The organism is Paenibacillus sp. FSL R7-0163 (assembly GCF_037969975.1).
In the GTDB taxonomy this organism is placed as follows: Bacteria; Bacillota; Bacilli; order Paenibacillales; family Paenibacillaceae; genus Paenibacillus_AQ; species Paenibacillus_AQ odorifer.
Genome location: NZ_CP150224.1, coordinates 1,938,560 through 1,956,069, shown reverse-complemented (window position 1 = coordinate 1,956,069; position 17,510 = coordinate 1,938,560). Strand labels below are relative to the sequence as shown.

The window sequence follows — 17,510 nt, the reverse complement described above, 5'->3', positions numbered from 1 at the left end:
TCACCTCCTTATAATAGTTTCCAACATTAGTTGGACAGACATTCAAGATCATTTAAAAGGGAATTTCAGCCCTTTTCCACCACCAAGACCTTTAAGCTGCTTCATGGCATTTTTCTTGGAGGCTTTGCCGCCTCCGCCCATCATGCCGGAGAATTGCTTCATCATCTTACGCATCTCATCAAATTGTTTGATGAGGCGGTTGACCTCAGCGACTGAGGTTCCGCTGCCGGTTGCGATACGCTTGCGGCGGTTATGGTTAATGATCTCAGGCTGTTGCTTCTCCGCCTTAGTCATAGAATGAACTATGGCTTCAACGCGTCCCATTTGCTTATCGTCGACCTTTAAATCTTTAATACCCTTGGCTTTGTTCATACCCGGAAGCATATCAAGAATTTGATCGATAGGGCCTAGCTTCTTCACCTGATCCATTTGCTCAAGGAAATCATCGAACGTAAACTCTGCATTACGCATCTTACGTTCCATTTCTTTAGCCTTGTCAGTATCAATGTTCGCCTGGGCTTTCTCAATCAGCGACAGCATGTCGCCCATACCCAGAATCCGCGAAGCCATACGTTCCGGATGGAACGGCTCCAGCGCGTCGATCTTCTCCCCTAAAGCGGCGAATTTGATCGGGCAACCGGTAACAGCTTTTACTGACAGTGCAGCACCACCACGGCTGTCGCCGTCGAGTTTCGTCAATACGACCCCTGTAAGCTCAAGCTGCTTATTAAAGCTCTCGGCTACATTCACGGCGTCTTGACCCGTCATAGCATCTACTACAAGAAGTACTTCATCAGGATTTACAACATTGTGAATCTGCTTGAGTTCTTCCATTAGTTCTTCATCAATATGCAGGCGGCCTGCAGTATCGATAATAACATAATCCAGTCCGTTATCTTTCGCATGTTGTACAGCTTGTCTGGCAATTTCTACCGGACTAGTCTGATCACCCAGCGAGAATACAGGAACCTTGATCTGTTCTCCCAGCACTTGCAGCTGCTTGATAGCAGCAGGCCGGTAAATATCTCCCGCAACGAGGAGCGGACGATGATTGCCCTTCTGTAACAGCTTAGCTAGCTTACCCGAAGTGGTTGTCTTACCAGCCCCTTGTAGACCCGCCATCATAATGACGGTCGGTGGCTTGTTCGACTTGGCCAGCTTCGCTTGGCTTCCGCCCATCAGCTCGGTTAGTTCCTTGTTGACGATGTCGATAATTACCATGCCAGGCGTAAAGCTGTCCATGACTTCCTTGCCGATGGACTTTTCTTTCACCTTAGCTACGAATTCTTTAACTACCTTGAAGTTAACATCGGCTTCCAGAAGGGCTAACCGCACTTCACGCATAGCTTCGTTTACGTCTTCTTCGGATACCTTACCTTTACCGCGTAGCTTGCTGAACACATTCTGCAATCTTCCGGTTAAACCCTCAAACGCCATATGCAGATTTCTCCCTTCGTGCTACTCTAACCTCTGCAAGCGATCCACGATCTCCGCGAACCGAAGTTTATATTGCTCAGGCAGCATCCCATTCTCCGGCAGTCTGCGCAGCTCTTCTAAATATTTAGTACGACTCTCATGTTTCACTAATAGTCCAAGTTTTTCTTCATAATTCTCAAGGACTTGCTCAGCCCGTTTAATATGCTCATAAACAGCTTGGCGGCTGATTTCAAATTCAGCGGCGATTTCTCCCAAGGAAAAATCATCGTGAAAATAATATTTAAGAAATGTTTGCTGCTTATCTGTAAGCAGTCGTTCATAGAAGGCAAAAAGCAAATTGATACGATTCGTTTTCTCGAGCCTATTCTCCTGACTCATTAAGGACAACCCCTTCGTCAAGGAAAAACACTTTACACCTTCACAACGTCCCTTATGATACCTAAAAGAAAGAGAGATGTCAAGCACTTTTGCTTGTCATCTCTTTCTTTATTAAAAATCCATATTTTCCGCGATAAATCCGCTTGAAATTATTGGATTGGCAGTACATAAATCAATATGGCGAAGAAATGTGTGACACTGCCTGCAAGAACAAATACATGCCAGATCGCGTGATGGAACGGAAACCCTCTCCATACATAAAAAACTGTACCTAAAGTATAAAGCACTCCGCCAGCCATCAGCAGAATCATACCACCGTCCGCTACAACTGCCGAAAGAGGATTCCAGGCGATAACAATCAGCCACCCCATAGCAATGTAGAATACCGTAGACATGAACAGAAACTTTTTAACAAAAAATGCTTTGAAGAAAACGCCAAATACTGCGATCCCCCAAATGACTCCAAATAAACTCCAGCCAAGTGTTCCCCGAATAGCTACTAGCAAAAAGGGAGTGTACGTGCCTGCGATAAACAGATAAATAGAGGAGTGATCGAAAAATTCGAACAAATCCTTCGCCTTGCCCTCTTTGAGACTATGCACAAGTGTTGAATTGAGATACAGAAGCAGCATTGTCGTTCCATAAATGGAGAAGCTGACCACATGCCATGCCGTTCCTTTCAGACTTGCAAAAACAACAAGCAGGACAAGTGCAGCGACGCTTAATACAGCTCCGATCCCGTGCGTAATCGCATTCGCGACTTCTTCTCTCCGGGTGTAGGTGTGAGTATTTGCCATATCCATATCCTTCCGTCTAAGCTTTCTTTCTATTATACCACGCGGACCTCACTGGATCACAGTTTGTAAATCTCCGTGTATTTCTCCTCCAAATAATCAGCCAGATAATCTGGGCTCAGCGGCTCACCTGTTACTTGTTCGATAATTTGCGAAGGGGTCAGGCTTTTTCCGAAACGGTAGATTTTTTCTGTTAACCATTCTTTAATCGGCAAAAGATTTCCCGCAGCAATCAATTCATCGTAGTTCGGCAGCTCCTTGCGGAGTGTATTCAAGATTTGGGCAGCGTACATATTCCCCAAAGAGTAGGATGCAAAATATCCGAAGTCTCCACCGGACCAGTGCACATCCTGCAATACACCAAGTGCATCATTAGGCGGTGTAATACCTAAATATTCTTGATATTTAGCATTCCATACCTGAGGCAGATCTTTGACAGATAGACCTTCATTAAAAATAAGCTTTTCGATCTCGTAACGCACAATAATGTGCAGATTGTATGTAAGCTCATCTGCTTCAATTCGGATGAATGAATTTTCCACACTGTTAATAGCCCGGTAGAAATCCTCTACATCTACATTAGCAAGCTGCTCTGGGAAATGCTGCTGTAGATCACCGTAATAACGTTGCCAGAACGCACGGCTGCGGCCGATCATATTCTCCCATAGTCTCGACTGAGATTCATGAATCCCCATCGATGCGCCTTGAGCCAGTGGTGTTCCCACTAAATCTTGGCTGATATTTTGTTCGTAAAGCGCATGTCCACCTTCATGCAGTGAACTGAAGACGGCACTAGTCACGTTATCAAGTAAATAAGCGGTCGTAATACGAACGTCACCTGGATTCAGCCCTGTAGCAAAAGGATGCACACTCTCATCCAAGCGGCCTGCGTCGAAGTCATAGCCCATTTGCTTCAGAATAAAGTTACCAAACTTTTGTTGCTGCTCTTTAGGGAAAATCTGCTGCAAGAAGCTGGTATCAGGTTTATTAGGTGAAGCAGCGATAGCTTCCACTAACGGAACCAAGCGGCTGCGGAGGCGACTGAACACTTCATCCACCTTCTCTACCGTGAGATCAGGCTCATACATATCTAGTAGCGTATCGTAACGTGTGCCATTTACACCCCAATAATCGATGAACTCTTGTTTCAGAGCTACGATTTTGCTCAAATAAGGTTCAAATGTAGCAAAGTCATTGTTCTCCTTAGCTTCTTCCCAGATCGTTTGGGAATGAGCAGACAGGACAGCGTACTCTTCAAATCTTTTGGAAGGAATACTCTTACTGCGCTCATACTCTTTGCGGCAATCGTTGACGATCTTTTGTTGATTAGCTGTAAGCTGGCTCAACACTTCTGGACGACTGAAAAATGCTGTGAAGTCACCCATCTCCTGTGAAATCTCGAGTCTGAACAATTCTCCACTCAGCATCCCAATCGTACCGGAACGAACTTCTACTCCCTTACGCGGTGCACCTGTGCGCAAATCCCAGTGCATTAATTCTATGGCCTCTGAATATCCACTAATTTTTGCCAATAACTCGCTGAATTGTTCCCATCGTTCCTTTACTTGTTGTTCCATTCTACTCCACCTGCTTTCTCTGTTTTACAGACTCCTCTTGATGATACTTTTTTGAATGAGTATAATCAACTTCAGAGATTACATCTCTAATTTTAAATATTTAATGAGTTACATAAGAAGCAGAGCATGCTTCGAACAAAAATCAAGGAGCGTGAACAGGGCTATGATGATTCAAGTTACACCTCTCGCAGAAAGGAAGTTGAAGGAAAGGCTTGGAGATCAGCCAGGATTTTTCAAGCTCTTTTATGATACGGTAGGCTGCGGGTGTGACGGAATTAATGTGTTACTGATTGTTTCAGAAGTGGAGCAAGGCGATTCTAGGATAGAGACGAATTCTCTTCCCTTTATCGTAAGCCGGCAACAGGAAATCTTTTATGAAGACAAGATGCGACTCGATGCAGAGGAACGTTTCTCTTCCTATAAGCTGGTCAGTGATTCTCAGATTTATGGCAACAATATCATGGTAAGAGATATGCGCAACGTAAGTACAATTCAAGGATTTTAAGGGAGGAAGCTAATATGAGCCACGTATCAGAAATTATTAACTTTAATAAAAGTTTTGTAGAGAATAAGGACTATGAAGCTTATTTAACCAGTCGTTATCCTGACAAAAAAATGCTGATCATCACCTGTATGGACACTAGACTCGTTGAATTATTGCCGAAAGCCATGAATTTCAAAAACGGTGATGTCAAAATTATCAAAAATGCTGGTGCGGTTATTTCTCAGCCTTTCGGTAGTGTTATGCGTAGTGTAATGGTAGCTCTATATGAACTAGATGCTGAAGAAGTAATCGTGGTTGGACACTATGAATGCGGTATGGCCTCCCTCAATGCAGACCATATGATCAATTCCATTAAAGAACGTGGCGTATCTGAAGAAGTGCTGTCTACACTGGAGAATTCCGGAATCAAACTAACAAAATGGCTGCGTGGGTTTGACAATGTCGAAGAAGGGGTAATTCAGACTGTGGACCTGATTAAACGTCATCCACTGCTTCCCCCTAATGTACCTATCCATGGCATGATCATCGATCCGGCAACCGGAGCGCTTGAGCTTGTCGCTGATGGGTATAAGTAACGAATGACGACTCTCTAACTGCTGTTTGCGTGGATCCTGGATCCACGCTTTTTTTGTGCATAAAAGTATAAATTATGATAAATAAAATTGAAACCTTGTGGGGCATGTCTGCGTATTACCGACCATACACAAAAATTCATGCTCACAGGAGGGTTTTCGTACTAAATGAAACCAATGAAACGCGTAATGATGATTCTAATGGCCTTCACTCTATTTTTTGCAGTGGCTGCTCCAGACTTTGCCGATGCACGTCGAGGTGGCGGCGGTTTCAAATCCGGCACTCGCAGCTATTCAACAACTCCAAAAAAATCAACAACAACAAATAACATCAAAAAAAGTGACAGCACTAAAAGCTCCACAGCAGGATCTGCCGCTAATACGAAACGTGGATTCTTCAGCGGCGGCAGCTTAATGAAGGGCATGATGATCGGTGGTTTGGCCGGATTATTATTCGGTGGAATGTTTGGTGGAATGGGAGCTTTTGGTGACTTCCTAGGCTTTGCCGTTAATATGCTAGCTATCTATGTACTGGTTATGCTCGTGATGTCCTTCTTCCGTCGTAGAAAAGAACGTCGCCGCTTAGAAGAACAGAATGGTCGTTACTAATGTCTACAATCGTTCTAAGCATGGATGAGATCATCAATGCCCTCTGTCTGCACATGGCGGAACGAAAGGCTGTTCGCCCAGAGGATGTTCAGGTGGAACTGAGCTGGGAAGAAGATACCGGTTACTCTGCAGAGGTTTGGGTACAGGGCCGCAGTCAATTTCTAGTGGAGTCCAATATGATTGAAGCGATCCTGCGTTACATGCTCAGCGAATATGGTGTTCGCGCCTATCGTGAAGATGTAAGACTGGACCTGGATGAGGAAATCACAGCGATTGTAAATACAGGGAACTAATGATAGTAAAAGGGACAACCCAAGGGGTTGTCCTTTTTGATATAACGCTATTCATAGAAATATTGCTTTACCGTCCCTACTCCATCTGCCACTTCAATTTCTGCATAAGCTCCATTAATAAAAGTAACCTGCGGCGGGACATGACCACAATCGATATCATAAACGATCGGTACCTTAAGCTCTTCAGAAAGTTCAGCATAGATATCCTCGGCAGTATAGTTATCCACAGGCCGATTAGCTGGACTTCTGCCAAACATAATCCCCGAACAATTCTCAAACCACCCTGCCAGCTTCATCTGCACTAAAGATCTGCGTAAATCCGCTGTGTTCAATTCACAATTTTCCAAATACCAAACTATAGGTTCGTCATGAATCATTTCTTGCTGAAAATGCTGGAGCTTTCCATAGGGCGTGCCGATTAAATGCCTAATTACATCTATACAACCACCCAACAGACGTCCTTTCATCGTTACAGCATCTGTAGTTAGAGACTTCCAATAGGTCTCCTCTGTCAAATGAAAAACGCATGGCGAAGGCACATCATGCTGCCATTCCCGCTGATATTTAAGAGATGAATGCTGGACAATGGACTCACCCACTGATGTCTCTAGAACCGCCTGCCAGAGGGCTGTAGTATCATCTGAATACTCTCCCCGTAAATCAATGAGATTCGCTCCGTGAGCAGTAGCCAGACCGGTTGTCAGCGTGACCGCAAGCAGCAAGACGCTTATATCTGAATATCCCACGATCCATTTGTCCTGCAAAGCATCAAAATCAATATATTCCAGAGCTTCAATTAACAATTCCCCGCCCCAAGGCGGAATAAGGGCATCGATTCCGTCATCATTGATCATCTCATTAAACTCATGACCACGAACATTGGCTGGTGCAGATTTAGCCTTATCTTGCTTCCATGCCGTTTCGCCGATAATGACATTAAATCCTTGCGACTTCAACCGGCTGGAGGCCAGTGTAAGAAGTTCTGCATTTTGAATGCCTACTCCAGATGAAGGTGCTGTAACGCCTATCGTCGCATTTTTTTTCAAAAAAGGGTATCTAATCATATGCCACCTCCCAGAGTTTGTACCCATTATATCCCTAAAGTGATAATGAGAACACCTCCTTCTAACACATACTTTACGCCTACAAAAAAAGGACCTGGCGGGATGCGTCAACGTATGACCACAAATCCTGCACATGTCCTTCTTCAATTAAACCCAAGCACTAGATTAAAGAGATAGCAAGCAGTTCAAACAACACAAGCGGTAAAATCACATTATTATTGTATGGGGGACCTGGATAAGGTCCTGGATATGGGCCAGGTCCCGGGCCCGGATGAGGATGATAAGGCTGATGAGGGTTGTAAAACCCGCGGGGCATTTGCCCATTAGCTGCAACATTCAGATACAAGTGTTTATTATCTACTCCGGCTATAACGCCTTCATGTACAAAGCCATCTATTGTCTGTACGTTCACCTTATGGTTAAGGTATGGCTTGCAAGATTGATGTAGGGAATCACGGACACCGTGCAGGTGCCGGATCACAGCAGGATCGGCCTGATAAATCACATTCTGTTGCTGCCCAGTGTTAAATGTCGACATGGATGTTCTGACCTCCGTAAATGGATTTGCTCCATTCTATGCAGAAGCCTAGATTACGGTGCCTATTAAATGGGCTATTCTTAGAATGGCAGTGCGACCTTCTCAACCTTAACATTTACGGAAACTAGAGACAGTCCCATCATATTTTCAACAGCATTTCTTACATTTTGCTGCAGCATATAGCAGACCTCTTGAATCACACATCCGTAATTAACTATGACCTGAAGATCGATGGCAACATCCACTTCTTTTACTTCAACGGACATTCCTTTTTTTACATTTTTACCGCTTAGACGTTTAGCCCAGTTGTCCGAGATACTGCTTCCTGACATGCCGGCAATACCCGGTGTGTCCAGAACCACTTGCCCGACGATCGAAGTCACCACATCATCTGAAATATGAATTAGTCCTTGCTCCGTTCCTTCATTCATAGAAATCCCTCCATAATGTTTTATTACCTTAAGAGATATCAGGACTCTCCTCTACCTCTATCTCTACCCGTCGTTGCTTGACAAACAAATAATAGGCCTTGGTCAAGACGATTTTAACAATCATATACAGCGGAATAATCAGCAATATCGCTATGATCCCGCCTAAATCCCCGCCAACCAATACCAGGATAATCGTTGTCAGTGGATGAATATCGAGCTTTTTCCCAAAGATGTAGGGAGCGATTAAATTATCCTGTATCTGCTGCGCTACCAGAACAATGATGATGGACCAGACGGCTATAGACGGCGATTGAATGAATCCGATGATGAAAATAGGGATACTAGACAGTATCGCACCAATAAAAGGCACGAAGTTCATCACAACTGCGATTACAGTCAACAGCAATGCATATTGCAGGCCGATAATAAGGAAACCAATATACATCAGAACGCCTAAGGCTAAATTAACAAGCACCCGGCCCACGATAAAGCCACTAAGCGCACTGTCGATTTCAGTCATCATTGTAGTTCCTTCTTCACGATACTTCTTTGGGAAGAAACTTACAATCTTACGTCCGAATTTCCCACCTTCCTTAAGCATGTAGAATAACATAATCGGAAAGGTGAACAAAATGATCGCGAAATTCGAAACAAAAGAGAACAGTCCTGAAACGTAATTCGTTAACAGCGTAAACCCTTTATTCAAATAATCCGTCAATGTGGAGGCTGGATTCGCATCAGCAGGGATCAACGCAGACAGAAATTCATTATCTTCTAGTTTCAACAGCTGTTGATTCAAGGAGGCAATGAGATTCGGCATATTATCGACGAAATTAACTAATTGTGTGCGAAGTGAAGGCCAAACACCGATAATAAAAGCAAACAGAAGCACTAAAATAACTACATATACGATGATAATCGCCAAAGAACGATTCAGCTTATATTTCTCCAAGGTATCGATCAGTGGCCGCAGCAGGTAATAAAAGAAACCCGCCAGCATTAAAGGCACTATAATGACACTGAACAAAGACAGGATCGGTGTGAATAAAAAATCTACGCGTGAGCCTAAAAATACAATGCCTAACACTAAAAGGATCGCTAGACAAACTCTGATGAAATTGTTCAGTTTAGCCATAGTTTCTCTCCCGTCTTCTGATTTGGATGTCTTCCAGCTCGTTATTTCGGAATCCGGATGGTGAACACCGTAGGTTCCTTCTTTCGGCGACTGAGATGAAGCGTACCCCCCATTTTCTCTGTATTTTTCATAGCTATCGAGAGACCTAGCCCTGTTCCTCCCGAAGCTGTCCGCGCTTTATCTCCCCGAACAAACGGATCAAACATTGTGGACCACAGCTCTTCTGGAATACCCACTCCAGTATCAGCGATTTCAATCGTGACTTCTTTCTCCAAAGGGATCACCTCCACACGCAAATGTGTACCTGGAGGATTATAGATCAGTGCATTGGAGATCAAATTATGAACCACACTCGAGAGCAGCTCCGCATCAAAGTTCAAGAACACATCCTCTTCGGGAACATTTAGATGCAAAACAAAATTCTTTTGTTCAATCTCTCCGTAGGTATCTGCAATGATTTCACGAATAAATTCGCCCAGTTCTTGACGCTCCATTCGTAGCAAGAAATCCGGTGAATCTATTTTTAACAGCTCCAGCATGTTCTGAATCAGCTTAGTAACTTGTGAGGATTTATTATAAATATAGCTTAAATATCTTTTTTGGCGTTCTTCATCCTCGCCTCTGCCCTCTACAAGCGCCTGTGCAAAGCCCTGTATACTCGTTATCGGCGTCTTTAGATCATGGGACAGATCAACCATCATCCGTTTCTTACTTTCTTCTGCCTGGCGTTTTTCTTTGGTCGTCTTTTCAATTACATCTGCCATATAATTAAAAGTCTCTCCAATTTGCGAAAATTCCTTCTCTGCATATAAAGCGATTCGAGTATCATAATTCCCCTGAATCATCTGCTTCAATCCAAGCGTGATGATACGCAGTGGTTTCCTGATTCGCCGCGCCACCCAATAGCTGTACACGATAATTAGCAAAAGAATCATTCCCACACCCAAAAAGACATAGTATGAAAGCGAATGATTAAAGTAGGCGACGAAGGGATCACTATTTATGGTGATGGTGATAGCTTCCCGCGGCAGCTTCAGCAGCAGCCACTCCGATTCGCTCTGAGCATTTAGCGTGGTCAACGAGTAATAGTAAGCTTGATCTTCTCCATTTTCCAAACTTTTTAAAAGCTGGTTACTGGTATATTGGGTTACACCGTCTTTTTTTTCTCCAACAACCTTGGTGACCTTCATGTCTTGATCCAAGACCTCGATCCATCCCCCGCTACGCAGAAGACGTTTGGTTTCTATCCCATGCTCCAGATTATCTCGATAAGCACTAGCTTCCACCTTCAAATCAGGATCAGCGATTTTATTTTTTTCAAAAATATGGGTCACATCAAGATTAATAAACAAATAATATACAATCACGAGAAAAAACAAAATACAGATAAACAACAAAAAATCCAGCGTCAGCGATGATTGTAAAGGTCGTTGATCTCTATTGCTCCATAGGCGCTTCAATTTTGTATCCCAGCCCTCTAATAGTCTTTAAATATACTGGCTTTTTGGAGTCTTCCTCAATTTTTTCCCGGATATTGCTGATATGTACCATGATACTATTATCTTCGTACACATAGAAATCTTCCCACACGGCCTCATATATTTTTTTGCGTGTAAAGACTCGTCCAGGCTGCTTCATCATTAGTTCCAAAATTTTGTACTCGGTAGAAGTAAGCACCACAGGTTCACCTGATCGATAGAGCAGACACTGGCTTTGATCCAGCATTAATTCACCTAATACGATCTGTTCAGCTTCTTTTTCCTCAACGACTTGCGCATCGAAATGATGTACACGCCGCAGCAGTGCTCCAACACGGGCTACTATTTCTAATGGATTAAACGGTTTCGAAATATAATCGTCAGCTCCTAGTTCAAGACCCAGAATCTTGTCATGATGTTCACTTTTGGCGGATAAAAATAACACTGGAAAATGATGCACCTCGCGTATCTTTTTCAATAATTGCAGTCCATCCAGACCCGGCATCATAATATCTAGTATTGCCAAATCAACCTTATGGTTCTGCACCTGCGTTAAGGCTTCAGTTCCACTGTTCGCTTCCAAAATGTTGTACTCTTTCTCTAAATATAATCTTAGCAATTCCACAATTTCTGCTTCATCATCAGCGATCAATATTGTATACATGATAATCCCCCCATCTAACTATATTCTGTGATTATTAACAGAGCCTAAACACAATCTAAAGAATAGCTAAATTATCACATAGGAATAAAATAAAAATCGCACACGGGAAACCGTCCCATGTACGATCGTAATTTGTCTGGATTGTGAGGATCACTACTTTAAAAAGCTACGCCAATTCCGCCTTCCCCAGCATAGGTTCCCATTACCGGACCCATGCTTGAGAGTAAGACTTCTTTGAAGGGATGCTTTAGTAAAATGCGTTCTTTAATCTCGAGTGCCAGCTTCTCACAATTACTGTGTACAATAGCGATAACCGCTTTCTCGTAATCATGCTGCTTCTCATCCAAATGCGCAAGCAGACGATTCAGTGCTTTTGGAAGACCCCGGGTCTTCTCCACTACTTCGACAGTGCCTTCTTCGCTGATTTTGAGCAGCAACTTTATATTGAGTACAGACGCTACGGCTCCCGAGAGCCGACTTAGACGTCCGCCCTTCATTACATTCTCCAGAGTGTCCAGCGTAAAATAAGCGTTAACTTCCTCTATCTGCTGAAGTACCTTTTCCTTGAGCTCTTGCAAGCTTGAACAAGTTAAGGACCACTGCGCCGCCAGGCCGACAATCAATGACAGCCCGCCTGAGAAGTTTTTGGAATCTATAACCTCTATTGCATTGGTATGTCCTTCATCCTTATACATTTCCATAGCAATCATAGCCGTCTGATAAGTGCTACTAATATTAGAGGACATACAAATGACCATAATGTCAGTTCCCTCCTCCACTTGCTTGAACTTCTCAAGGAATTCGTTGGGACTTGGACTAGCTGTGGTAGGCAGCTCCTTGGATTCGCGCATTTGAGCATAAAAGCTTTTCGTGTCCGTATCTGCCGGCATTAACTCATGCCCAAAATGAACCGGTAGGTGGATCACGGAAACATTATACTTCTCCATGTAGTCAAGGGGCAGGTCTGAACCGCTGTCTGTTATGATCTTGATTGCCATAATATAAGTACTCTCCTTTCAATATCAGTACTATTATAGCCACCATAAAATGAAATCTCCAGTAACCTTTATAACTTGAAAAATTCTTCGATCTGTGCTATGTCTTTCTTCCTTAACTTGTCCTTATATGATATGGTTTATAAATAAGCGTATAGAAATGGAGTGTATGTATGAGTAAGGGAAGAGTATGGAACAGAGGCAAACATGATGGTACAGGACTATCGAGAAAAAAAACCGTAGATCAAGAGGGTACAGCTTCTACTGAAACTGAATCCACAGAACCTTCGAAGGAACCTTCCAATTCAAGAATTGATACTGTAAAACCGATGAATCGCACGAATTGGGTGACCAGACCCACCCGAGTCAGCAATAAAGATTCGAAAGACAAACGATAATTCATACATTCTAAGATTTGAGGACCCAGATGACGTTATTGGCAAATTCCCAGCCTTCTGAGCAGAGTTTCGGACTCCAGAGCCGTTATTCCGTTGAAAGAGGTTCATATATGGTGTTTTTCGTGCCATTAGTGACTATGCGGTCCGTTAGCATCCCAAATCTGGAATAAAACTGCGTTTAGAGTCATCTGTGTCCGATAGTTATCTTTGTACATGCAAAAGTAATGAAATCCAGCGAACAACAAAAAGGGTTGTCCCAGTAGCCATTTCATCATTTCATGGCTTATGGAACAACCCTCTTCTACTTTCTACGCCATATATCCTAACTCCGCTTCATCTCTGGAGGGGGCTTCGCCAATTAACTGCTTCAATAGTTTTTTCATCATTACCGAAGCTTTTACTTTGGTATGAAGACACGGAGAAACCTCTATTACATAGTTTCCTTGTTTGATAGCTTCCTTCAATTCTTCCACAGTTGAGCAGGAGTCTTGCAGTCGATTCACAACACTGCCATACTGCAAACACTGATGACTGTCACTGCCAGCAATCACAGGCATACCCAGCTTCTCAGCAAAGGGCGTGATCAAGTTTTTATAAGTCTCCACCCCCTGCATGTAAATATCCTTAGCGTTGAAATCAAAAGCGTCTAATCGCTGAAGCAATGCCGGATCCAGTTGATGTAAAGGCGTAGAAGTTCGGAAGGGGTGGGCTCCGATTTTCCAAAGATTATGTTCGTCGGCCATATCAAGCAACTGCTTAAAAGGTATGAAATTCCCCTCCTGTGTATGTTCATCTAGTAAAGCGCGGACAGCTAGAACATTCTCCTTCAGTCCGATCAACAGGATGTGACCTGTCTCCGCGATATCCACTTCCATGCCTGGAAACAGTTTAAGTCCGTTCACATCGTAATAATGCCCGTTATAGGGATAAGTCTGATCCAGCGCATCATACATCGCAAAGAAATTAGAAGTATTAAAATGCTCGGTCAATGCTACAGCCTGTAATCCATTTGCCTTGGCTTCGAACATCATCTCCGCAAAATATTCGGGGGAAAACGTAGATTTCTTAGATAATTTACCATGGGTATGCAGATCAATATTCATCATGTCTAATTCGTCTCCTTTGAGCTTGTAAGTTATGTTAATACACCAGTTCAGGGTAGAGATAACCAATACAGAATATCAAGATGACATAAGCAATGGATCCGGATAAAAAGTACCAGTCGGACCGCTTCATTTTCAAATAAGATAACTTGATCTTCTTCACTTTCTTATTATTAAGCCCGTAGCTAAATCCCCGAGTCTCAAGAGCTTCAATCGTTGTTCGAGAACGTTTAGCTGTGTTCAACATGAGCGGGTAAAATGCCAGAATGACGATTCGCAAATAATACGTTATTGTTCGCCAGTAGAAAATTCCATGTTGAAGCGGTCGTTGCCCTCTCAATCTAAAGGAAAGTAGAATTTGATGGAATTCCTCCAGTAAAGTAGGCAAAATACGATAGCCATAAGATAAGCTGAACGCAAAGGTATCAGGGATTCCTAAAGATAGTAAGCCGTCACTAAGTCGTTCCGGATCAAGACTTGAGAAAACCGTAATACTTGCCAGCGAAATCACCGAAAGCTTAAGCGTCAGTGTCAGCATAGGCAGCAAGGATTCAATCCCCCCGCCGAAAAAGAGCGACAATATAAACATCCAGCCAATCTGGCTGATTAAGCCGAGACATAATATAAAAATAATATAAGGGCTGACCCGGGAGAGGACGGTCGTTAAAACCATAAGCACGAACATCCCTAACAGGATTGTCCGGTTATGTACAAACCAAGGCACGATGGCAAAAAAGAGATACCAGAGCAGCAGGGTTCGCGGGTCCAGCCTGCCCAGAAAAGTGCTGCTGCTGTTATATGCGGTCCCGAGTAACTCCAATTTGATTTGTTCTACAGATATACGGTCAAGTGCCCGTTTAACGGCTTCCATGGATTGCAGCTACCTCCTTCTTTTCCACTAAACTCACAAACTCTTCTAAGCTACTGCAAATTCTAGGGAGACCGAGCATACGACTTAGCTCCATCAATTGGGTCTGAGCCAGACCCGCACGCCGTAAAAGAGGGCCGTCAGCGAAAATTTCATCCTTCGTCCCATCCGCGATTATCCGCCCTTGATGCATTACAATTATTCTGCTGGCCCATTCTGAGACAAGCTGCATATCATGAGTTGCGATGACGACCGTCTTCACATGATTACGAAGCGTCTCCAGCACATGTACCATTTCTTGTTTGGTCGAAATGTCCAGATTAGCTGTCGGTTCATCAAGCAGCATGATGGCGGGTTTAACCGCGGCACCAATCGCCAAGGATACCCGGCGCTGCTGCCCGCCACTTAGCAGTCGGGCATCCCGTTCAGCCAGCTCGCTTAAGCGAAACGCCTTTAGCATCTCATCCACTCTTTCATCCGTATCTGGTAATATCCGCGCCTTCAGATAATAAGCGATTTCCTTACGCACAGAATCCTCGATAAACATTTCCTCCGGATTCTGGAATACGTAAGCTACCGTACCGGAGAGACGTTCAGGCGGCAACCCGTTCACCGTCATTTCTTTAACCTTTACGGTTCCAGCTGTAGGTCTGACAATACCAGCAATCAGCTTCATTAATGAAGATTTACCTGCTCCGTTGTTGCCAATAAGAGCAATGGACTCTCCCTGCCGCAGTTCTAGCTGAATTCCATTCAGTACAGGATGCAGCACCTTATGAATCGTACGGTAAGAGAGGTGAACATTCTCCAGCTGAGCAATAGAATTTTCTTCTTTTGCAGCTATGGGGAGCTGATCTTGAATACGTCCGATTGGAAGTGTCTCCACATTGGCACCTTGACGAAGCATCATGCGGGTACTGCCTTCCTCAGCATTTAAGGGAAGCAGCTTTGACTTCTGATCATCAGGCTGTAGCAGCCAAGCCGCCCGGGTCACATCCGGTGGGTAAATGCCCAGCTCTAGCAATTCTTCTACAGATGACAAAGCTTCACGCACAGGCTTCTGCCAGCGCATTTTACCCTGATCCATCAGGACAACATTTTTACAATAATCCGCAATAAATTCCGCATGATGCTCAATCACTACAATGGTCTTTCCATGCTCTTCATTCAAACGCTGCAAAATATCATAGATATGACGGGCATGCTGCGGATCCAGCTGGGCTACGGGTTCGTCGATAACCAGAATTTCCGGATCCATAGCTAATGCTCCGGCCAGAGCGAGCAGGTGTTTTTGCCCACCACTTAACTGCCAAATAAATTCATGCCTCAAGTCACTAAGTCCGGTTAACGCCAGCGCACGCTCTCCCCGTTCCTTGTAATCCGTAAACCCATAATTCAGAGGTGTAAAAGACACATCATCAAGTACCGTCGGCCGTACCAATTGATTCTCGAAATCCTGATAAACATAACCGATACGTTTGGACAGCTCTGCTACACTTTTTCCATCCGCAGATTGGCTGCAAACTGTCACCTCTCCACTGAAATCACCAGTGTAATAATGAGGAATTAAGCCGTTAAAGCATTTGCAGAGAGTAGATTTCCCGGAGCCATTACTGCCGATGATCGCAATAAAATCTCCTTCTCCCAGTCGTAAGTCTACGTCTTGCAGTACTGGTTGTTCAGCTCCCGGATACGTAAAGTTAATTTTGTTCAATTCAAGAATTGTATTACGCATCTGCTTGACCCGCTTCCTGTCTTTTTCGTGCCGAACGCCGAAGCAGTGTAATAATCGCCGTTGCCGCTACTACAGCCGCTACCAACATACTGAGCCAAATCAAGGTCTTTTCATTCGATTCCGCTCCTGCAAGCTCAAAATCACCGAAGTTCCAGCCCGATTCCGATAACAATTCCGAACCCACCGCTACCATCACTAGAAAGGTTCCGGCAATGACCAGCTTAGGAGATAGCCATGCTCCTGTTGCATATTTCATATTCCGCTCACGTGGCTTCATGCCGATCAATGGTTCAATTTTTCCATATAAACGCGGAACCAGATACATAGTAGGAATCAGCGCGAACAAAATGCCGGAGAAGAGTACATCATTCAGGAACCCTACTCCCTCAATTACAACGATACTTTCTGCCAGCCCTTTAACAGCCTCTAGCTCTTCTACCCCTACCCATACCTTCACAATATCTATAACGGAGCTAAAAAACTGGTGAATCACCACGCCGGTAATCGCAGCCACTCCAACCTGTCTACGATTCTTCGGATCAGATACCATGCGGCCTGCGGTATACATCGCCAGTGAGAAGGTAATAAATTTCTCCAGCTCCCCTAAACCACCAAATTGACCTAACATCAATTCCCCGAAGATTACCTCACCAACAGCTGCTCCGACCGCCGCATATAAGGGGTGAAACAACATACATAATGTCAAAGGAATGAAAGCGAAATATTCAATGGATAATTCAATCGGGCCCAGTTTGATCCCAGGCACTAGCTCGGTAAACATATTGGACAACCCGTAAAGCGACATCGACAGTACAAAAATCATCATTTTTTGTGACTGAGTCAGTGTGTAACGCGTTTTTATCGTGCTCATGAAATATTTGGCCTCCCAATAAGAATTTATCTTCATTATAAGAAGGCCATGTCATCACAGCTTTT

At 43.8% G+C, this 17,510-nt stretch carries 20 protein-coding genes; 5 read left to right on the top strand and 15 right to left on the bottom strand.

The annotated features are described in order from the left end of the window. Positions 1-48: 48 nt before the first annotated feature. The 4 genes from ffh to NST45_RS08635 form a co-directional block, all read right to left on the bottom strand. Positions 49-1,437, bottom strand: a complete 1,389-nt coding sequence (ffh, locus tag NST45_RS08650) for a signal recognition particle protein (RefSeq protein ID WP_036688607.1) — start codon at positions 1,435-1,437, stop codon at positions 49-51. Between the two features lie 21 nt (positions 1,438-1,458). Beyond that, complete coding sequence (gene ylxM / locus NST45_RS08645) at positions 1,459-1,815, bottom strand: YlxM family DNA-binding protein (RefSeq protein ID WP_036688609.1); 357 nt, start codon at positions 1,813-1,815, stop codon at positions 1,459-1,461. A 149-nt stretch (positions 1,816-1,964) separates the two neighbouring features. Beyond that, positions 1,965-2,612, bottom strand: coding sequence for a hemolysin III family protein (locus NST45_RS08640; protein WP_036688612.1), 648 nt, complete (start codon positions 2,610-2,612; stop codon positions 1,965-1,967). A 56-nt stretch (positions 2,613-2,668) separates the two neighbouring features. Then, a complete protein-coding gene (locus NST45_RS08635; protein WP_036688614.1) occupies positions 2,669-4,186 on the bottom strand; it encodes a carboxypeptidase M32 in 1,518 nt (505 codons plus the stop codon). Positions 4,187-4,349: 163 nt separating this feature from the next. Here NST45_RS08635 and NST45_RS08630 point away from each other — a divergent pair, with 163 nt between their 5' ends. The 4 genes from NST45_RS08630 (at position 4,350) to NST45_RS08615 (ending at position 6,165) form a co-directional block, all read left to right on the top strand. Continuing rightward, positions 4,350-4,691 carry an iron-sulfur cluster biosynthesis family protein gene (locus NST45_RS08630; RefSeq protein ID WP_036688616.1) on the top strand — a complete coding sequence of 114 codons (342 nt, stop codon included), beginning with the start codon at positions 4,350-4,352 and terminating at the stop codon, positions 4,689-4,691. A 14-nt stretch (positions 4,692-4,705) separates the two neighbouring features. Continuing rightward, positions 4,706-5,266 (top strand): carbonic anhydrase, encoded by a 561-nt coding sequence (locus NST45_RS08625; RefSeq protein ID WP_036688619.1) that lies wholly within the window; start codon positions 4,706-4,708, stop codon positions 5,264-5,266. 174 nt (positions 5,267-5,440) lie between these two features. Then, positions 5,441-5,872 (top strand): hypothetical protein, encoded by a 432-nt coding sequence (locus NST45_RS08620; RefSeq protein ID WP_036689112.1) that lies wholly within the window; start codon positions 5,441-5,443, stop codon positions 5,870-5,872. An 8-nt stretch (positions 5,873-5,880) separates the two neighbouring features. Then, positions 5,881-6,165: a YxcD family protein gene (locus tag NST45_RS08615; protein WP_036689115.1), complete on the top strand. Its 285-nt coding sequence runs from the start codon at positions 5,881-5,883 to the stop codon at positions 6,163-6,165. 47 nt (positions 6,166-6,212) lie between these two features. On the opposite strand, the gene NST45_RS08610 is transcribed toward NST45_RS08615, so the two are convergent. The 7 genes from NST45_RS08610 to NST45_RS08580 all read right to left on the bottom strand — a co-directional run bounded on the left by NST45_RS08610 (position 6,213) and on the right by NST45_RS08580 (position 12,473). Continuing rightward, positions 6,213-7,229, bottom strand: a complete 1,017-nt coding sequence (locus NST45_RS08610; RefSeq protein WP_036688621.1) for a S66 peptidase family protein — start codon at positions 7,227-7,229, stop codon at positions 6,213-6,215. Between the two features lie 160 nt (positions 7,230-7,389). Next, positions 7,390-7,767, bottom strand: a complete 378-nt coding sequence (locus NST45_RS08605) for a hypothetical protein (protein WP_036688624.1) — start codon at positions 7,765-7,767, stop codon at positions 7,390-7,392. Between the two features lie 80 nt (positions 7,768-7,847). Beyond that, complete coding sequence (locus NST45_RS08600; RefSeq protein WP_036688625.1) at positions 7,848-8,198, bottom strand: Asp23/Gls24 family envelope stress response protein; 351 nt, start codon at positions 8,196-8,198, stop codon at positions 7,848-7,850. A 28-nt stretch (positions 8,199-8,226) separates the two neighbouring features. Beyond that, complete coding sequence (locus tag NST45_RS08595; RefSeq protein WP_036688627.1) at positions 8,227-9,333, bottom strand: AI-2E family transporter; 1,107 nt, start codon at positions 9,331-9,333, stop codon at positions 8,227-8,229. A gap of 41 nt (positions 9,334-9,374) precedes the next feature. Beyond that, positions 9,375-10,793, bottom strand: a complete 1,419-nt coding sequence (locus tag NST45_RS08590; protein ID WP_036688628.1) for a HAMP domain-containing sensor histidine kinase — start codon at positions 10,791-10,793, stop codon at positions 9,375-9,377. Then, a complete protein-coding gene (locus NST45_RS08585; RefSeq protein ID WP_170914177.1) occupies positions 10,771-11,478 on the bottom strand; it encodes a response regulator transcription factor in 708 nt (235 codons plus the stop codon). Before NST45_RS08585 ends, NST45_RS08590 begins: the two co-directional genes overlap by 23 nt. A gap of 155 nt (positions 11,479-11,633) precedes the next feature. Then, positions 11,634-12,473, bottom strand: coding sequence for a DegV family protein (locus NST45_RS08580; protein ID WP_036688632.1), 840 nt, complete (start codon positions 12,471-12,473; stop codon positions 11,634-11,636). 170 nt (positions 12,474-12,643) lie between these two features. On the opposite strand from NST45_RS08580, the gene NST45_RS08575 reads away from it, so the two are divergent. After that, positions 12,644-12,868 (top strand): hypothetical protein, encoded by a 225-nt coding sequence (locus NST45_RS08575; protein WP_076100352.1) that lies wholly within the window; start codon positions 12,644-12,646, stop codon positions 12,866-12,868. Positions 12,869-13,176: 308 nt separating this feature from the next. On the opposite strand, the gene NST45_RS08570 is transcribed toward NST45_RS08575, so the two are convergent. The 4 genes from NST45_RS08570 to NST45_RS08555 are packed head-to-tail and all read right to left on the bottom strand — an operon-like array spanning position 13,177 to position 17,445. After that, complete coding sequence (locus NST45_RS08570; RefSeq protein WP_305953805.1) at positions 13,177-13,974, bottom strand: PHP domain-containing protein; 798 nt, start codon at positions 13,972-13,974, stop codon at positions 13,177-13,179. Between the two features lie 34 nt (positions 13,975-14,008). Continuing rightward, positions 14,009-14,842 carry an energy-coupling factor transporter transmembrane component T gene (locus NST45_RS08565; protein ID WP_038572018.1) on the bottom strand — a complete coding sequence of 278 codons (834 nt, stop codon included), beginning with the start codon at positions 14,840-14,842 and terminating at the stop codon, positions 14,009-14,011. Then, complete coding sequence (locus NST45_RS08560) at positions 14,829-16,574, bottom strand: energy-coupling factor transporter ATPase (protein ID WP_076213365.1); 1,746 nt, start codon at positions 16,572-16,574, stop codon at positions 14,829-14,831. The genes NST45_RS08565 and NST45_RS08560 overlap by 14 nt, the downstream gene beginning before the upstream one ends. Beyond that, positions 16,567-17,445, bottom strand: a complete 879-nt coding sequence (locus NST45_RS08555; protein ID WP_036688636.1) for a hypothetical protein — start codon at positions 17,443-17,445, stop codon at positions 16,567-16,569. The genes NST45_RS08560 and NST45_RS08555 overlap by 8 nt, the downstream gene beginning before the upstream one ends. Between the last annotated feature and the right edge of the window lie 65 nt (positions 17,446-17,510).

Bases quoted from the DNA above. Each gene is read 5' to 3' on its own strand.
- NST45_RS08555 (WP_036688636.1), bottom strand. From the start codon at position 17,445: ATGAGCACGATAAAAACGCGTTACACACTGACTCAGTCACAAAAAATG.
- NST45_RS08610 (WP_036688621.1), bottom strand. From the start codon at position 7,229: ATGATTAGATACCCTTTTTTGAAAAAAAATGCGACGATAGGCGTTACA.
- NST45_RS08605 (WP_036688624.1), bottom strand. From the start codon at position 7,767: ATGTCGACATTTAACACTGGGCAGCAACAGAATGTGATTTATCAGGCC.
- NST45_RS08640 (WP_036688612.1), bottom strand. From the start codon at position 2,612: ATGGCAAATACTCACACCTACACCCGGAGAGAAGAAGTCGCGAATGCG.
- NST45_RS08580 (WP_036688632.1), bottom strand. From the start codon at position 12,473: ATGGCAATCAAGATCATAACAGACAGCGGTTCAGACCTGCCCCTTGAC.
- NST45_RS08635 (WP_036688614.1), bottom strand. From the start codon at position 4,186: ATGGAACAACAAGTAAAGGAACGATGGGAACAATTCAGCGAGTTATTG.
- NST45_RS08625 (WP_036688619.1), top strand. From the start codon at position 4,706: ATGAGCCACGTATCAGAAATTATTAACTTTAATAAAAGTTTTGTAGAG.
- NST45_RS08595 (WP_036688627.1), bottom strand. From the start codon at position 9,333: ATGGCTAAACTGAACAATTTCATCAGAGTTTGTCTAGCGATCCTTTTA.
- NST45_RS08630 (WP_036688616.1), top strand. From the start codon at position 4,350: ATGATGATTCAAGTTACACCTCTCGCAGAAAGGAAGTTGAAGGAAAGG.
- NST45_RS08600 (WP_036688625.1), bottom strand. From the start codon at position 8,198: ATGAATGAAGGAACGGAGCAAGGACTAATTCATATTTCAGATGATGTG.
- NST45_RS08560 (WP_076213365.1), bottom strand. From the start codon at position 16,574: ATGCGTAATACAATTCTTGAATTGAACAAAATTAACTTTACGTATCCG.
- NST45_RS08620 (WP_036689112.1), top strand. From the start codon at position 5,441: ATGAAACGCGTAATGATGATTCTAATGGCCTTCACTCTATTTTTTGCA.
- NST45_RS08575 (WP_076100352.1), top strand. From the start codon at position 12,644: ATGAGTAAGGGAAGAGTATGGAACAGAGGCAAACATGATGGTACAGGA.
- NST45_RS08570 (WP_305953805.1), bottom strand. From the start codon at position 13,974: ATGATGAATATTGATCTGCATACCCATGGTAAATTATCTAAGAAATCT.
- NST45_RS08565 (WP_038572018.1), bottom strand. From the start codon at position 14,842: ATGGAAGCCGTTAAACGGGCACTTGACCGTATATCTGTAGAACAAATC.
- ylxM (WP_036688609.1), bottom strand. From the start codon at position 1,815: ATGAGTCAGGAGAATAGGCTCGAGAAAACGAATCGTATCAATTTGCTT.
- ffh (WP_036688607.1), bottom strand. From the start codon at position 1,437: ATGGCGTTTGAGGGTTTAACCGGAAGATTGCAGAATGTGTTCAGCAAG.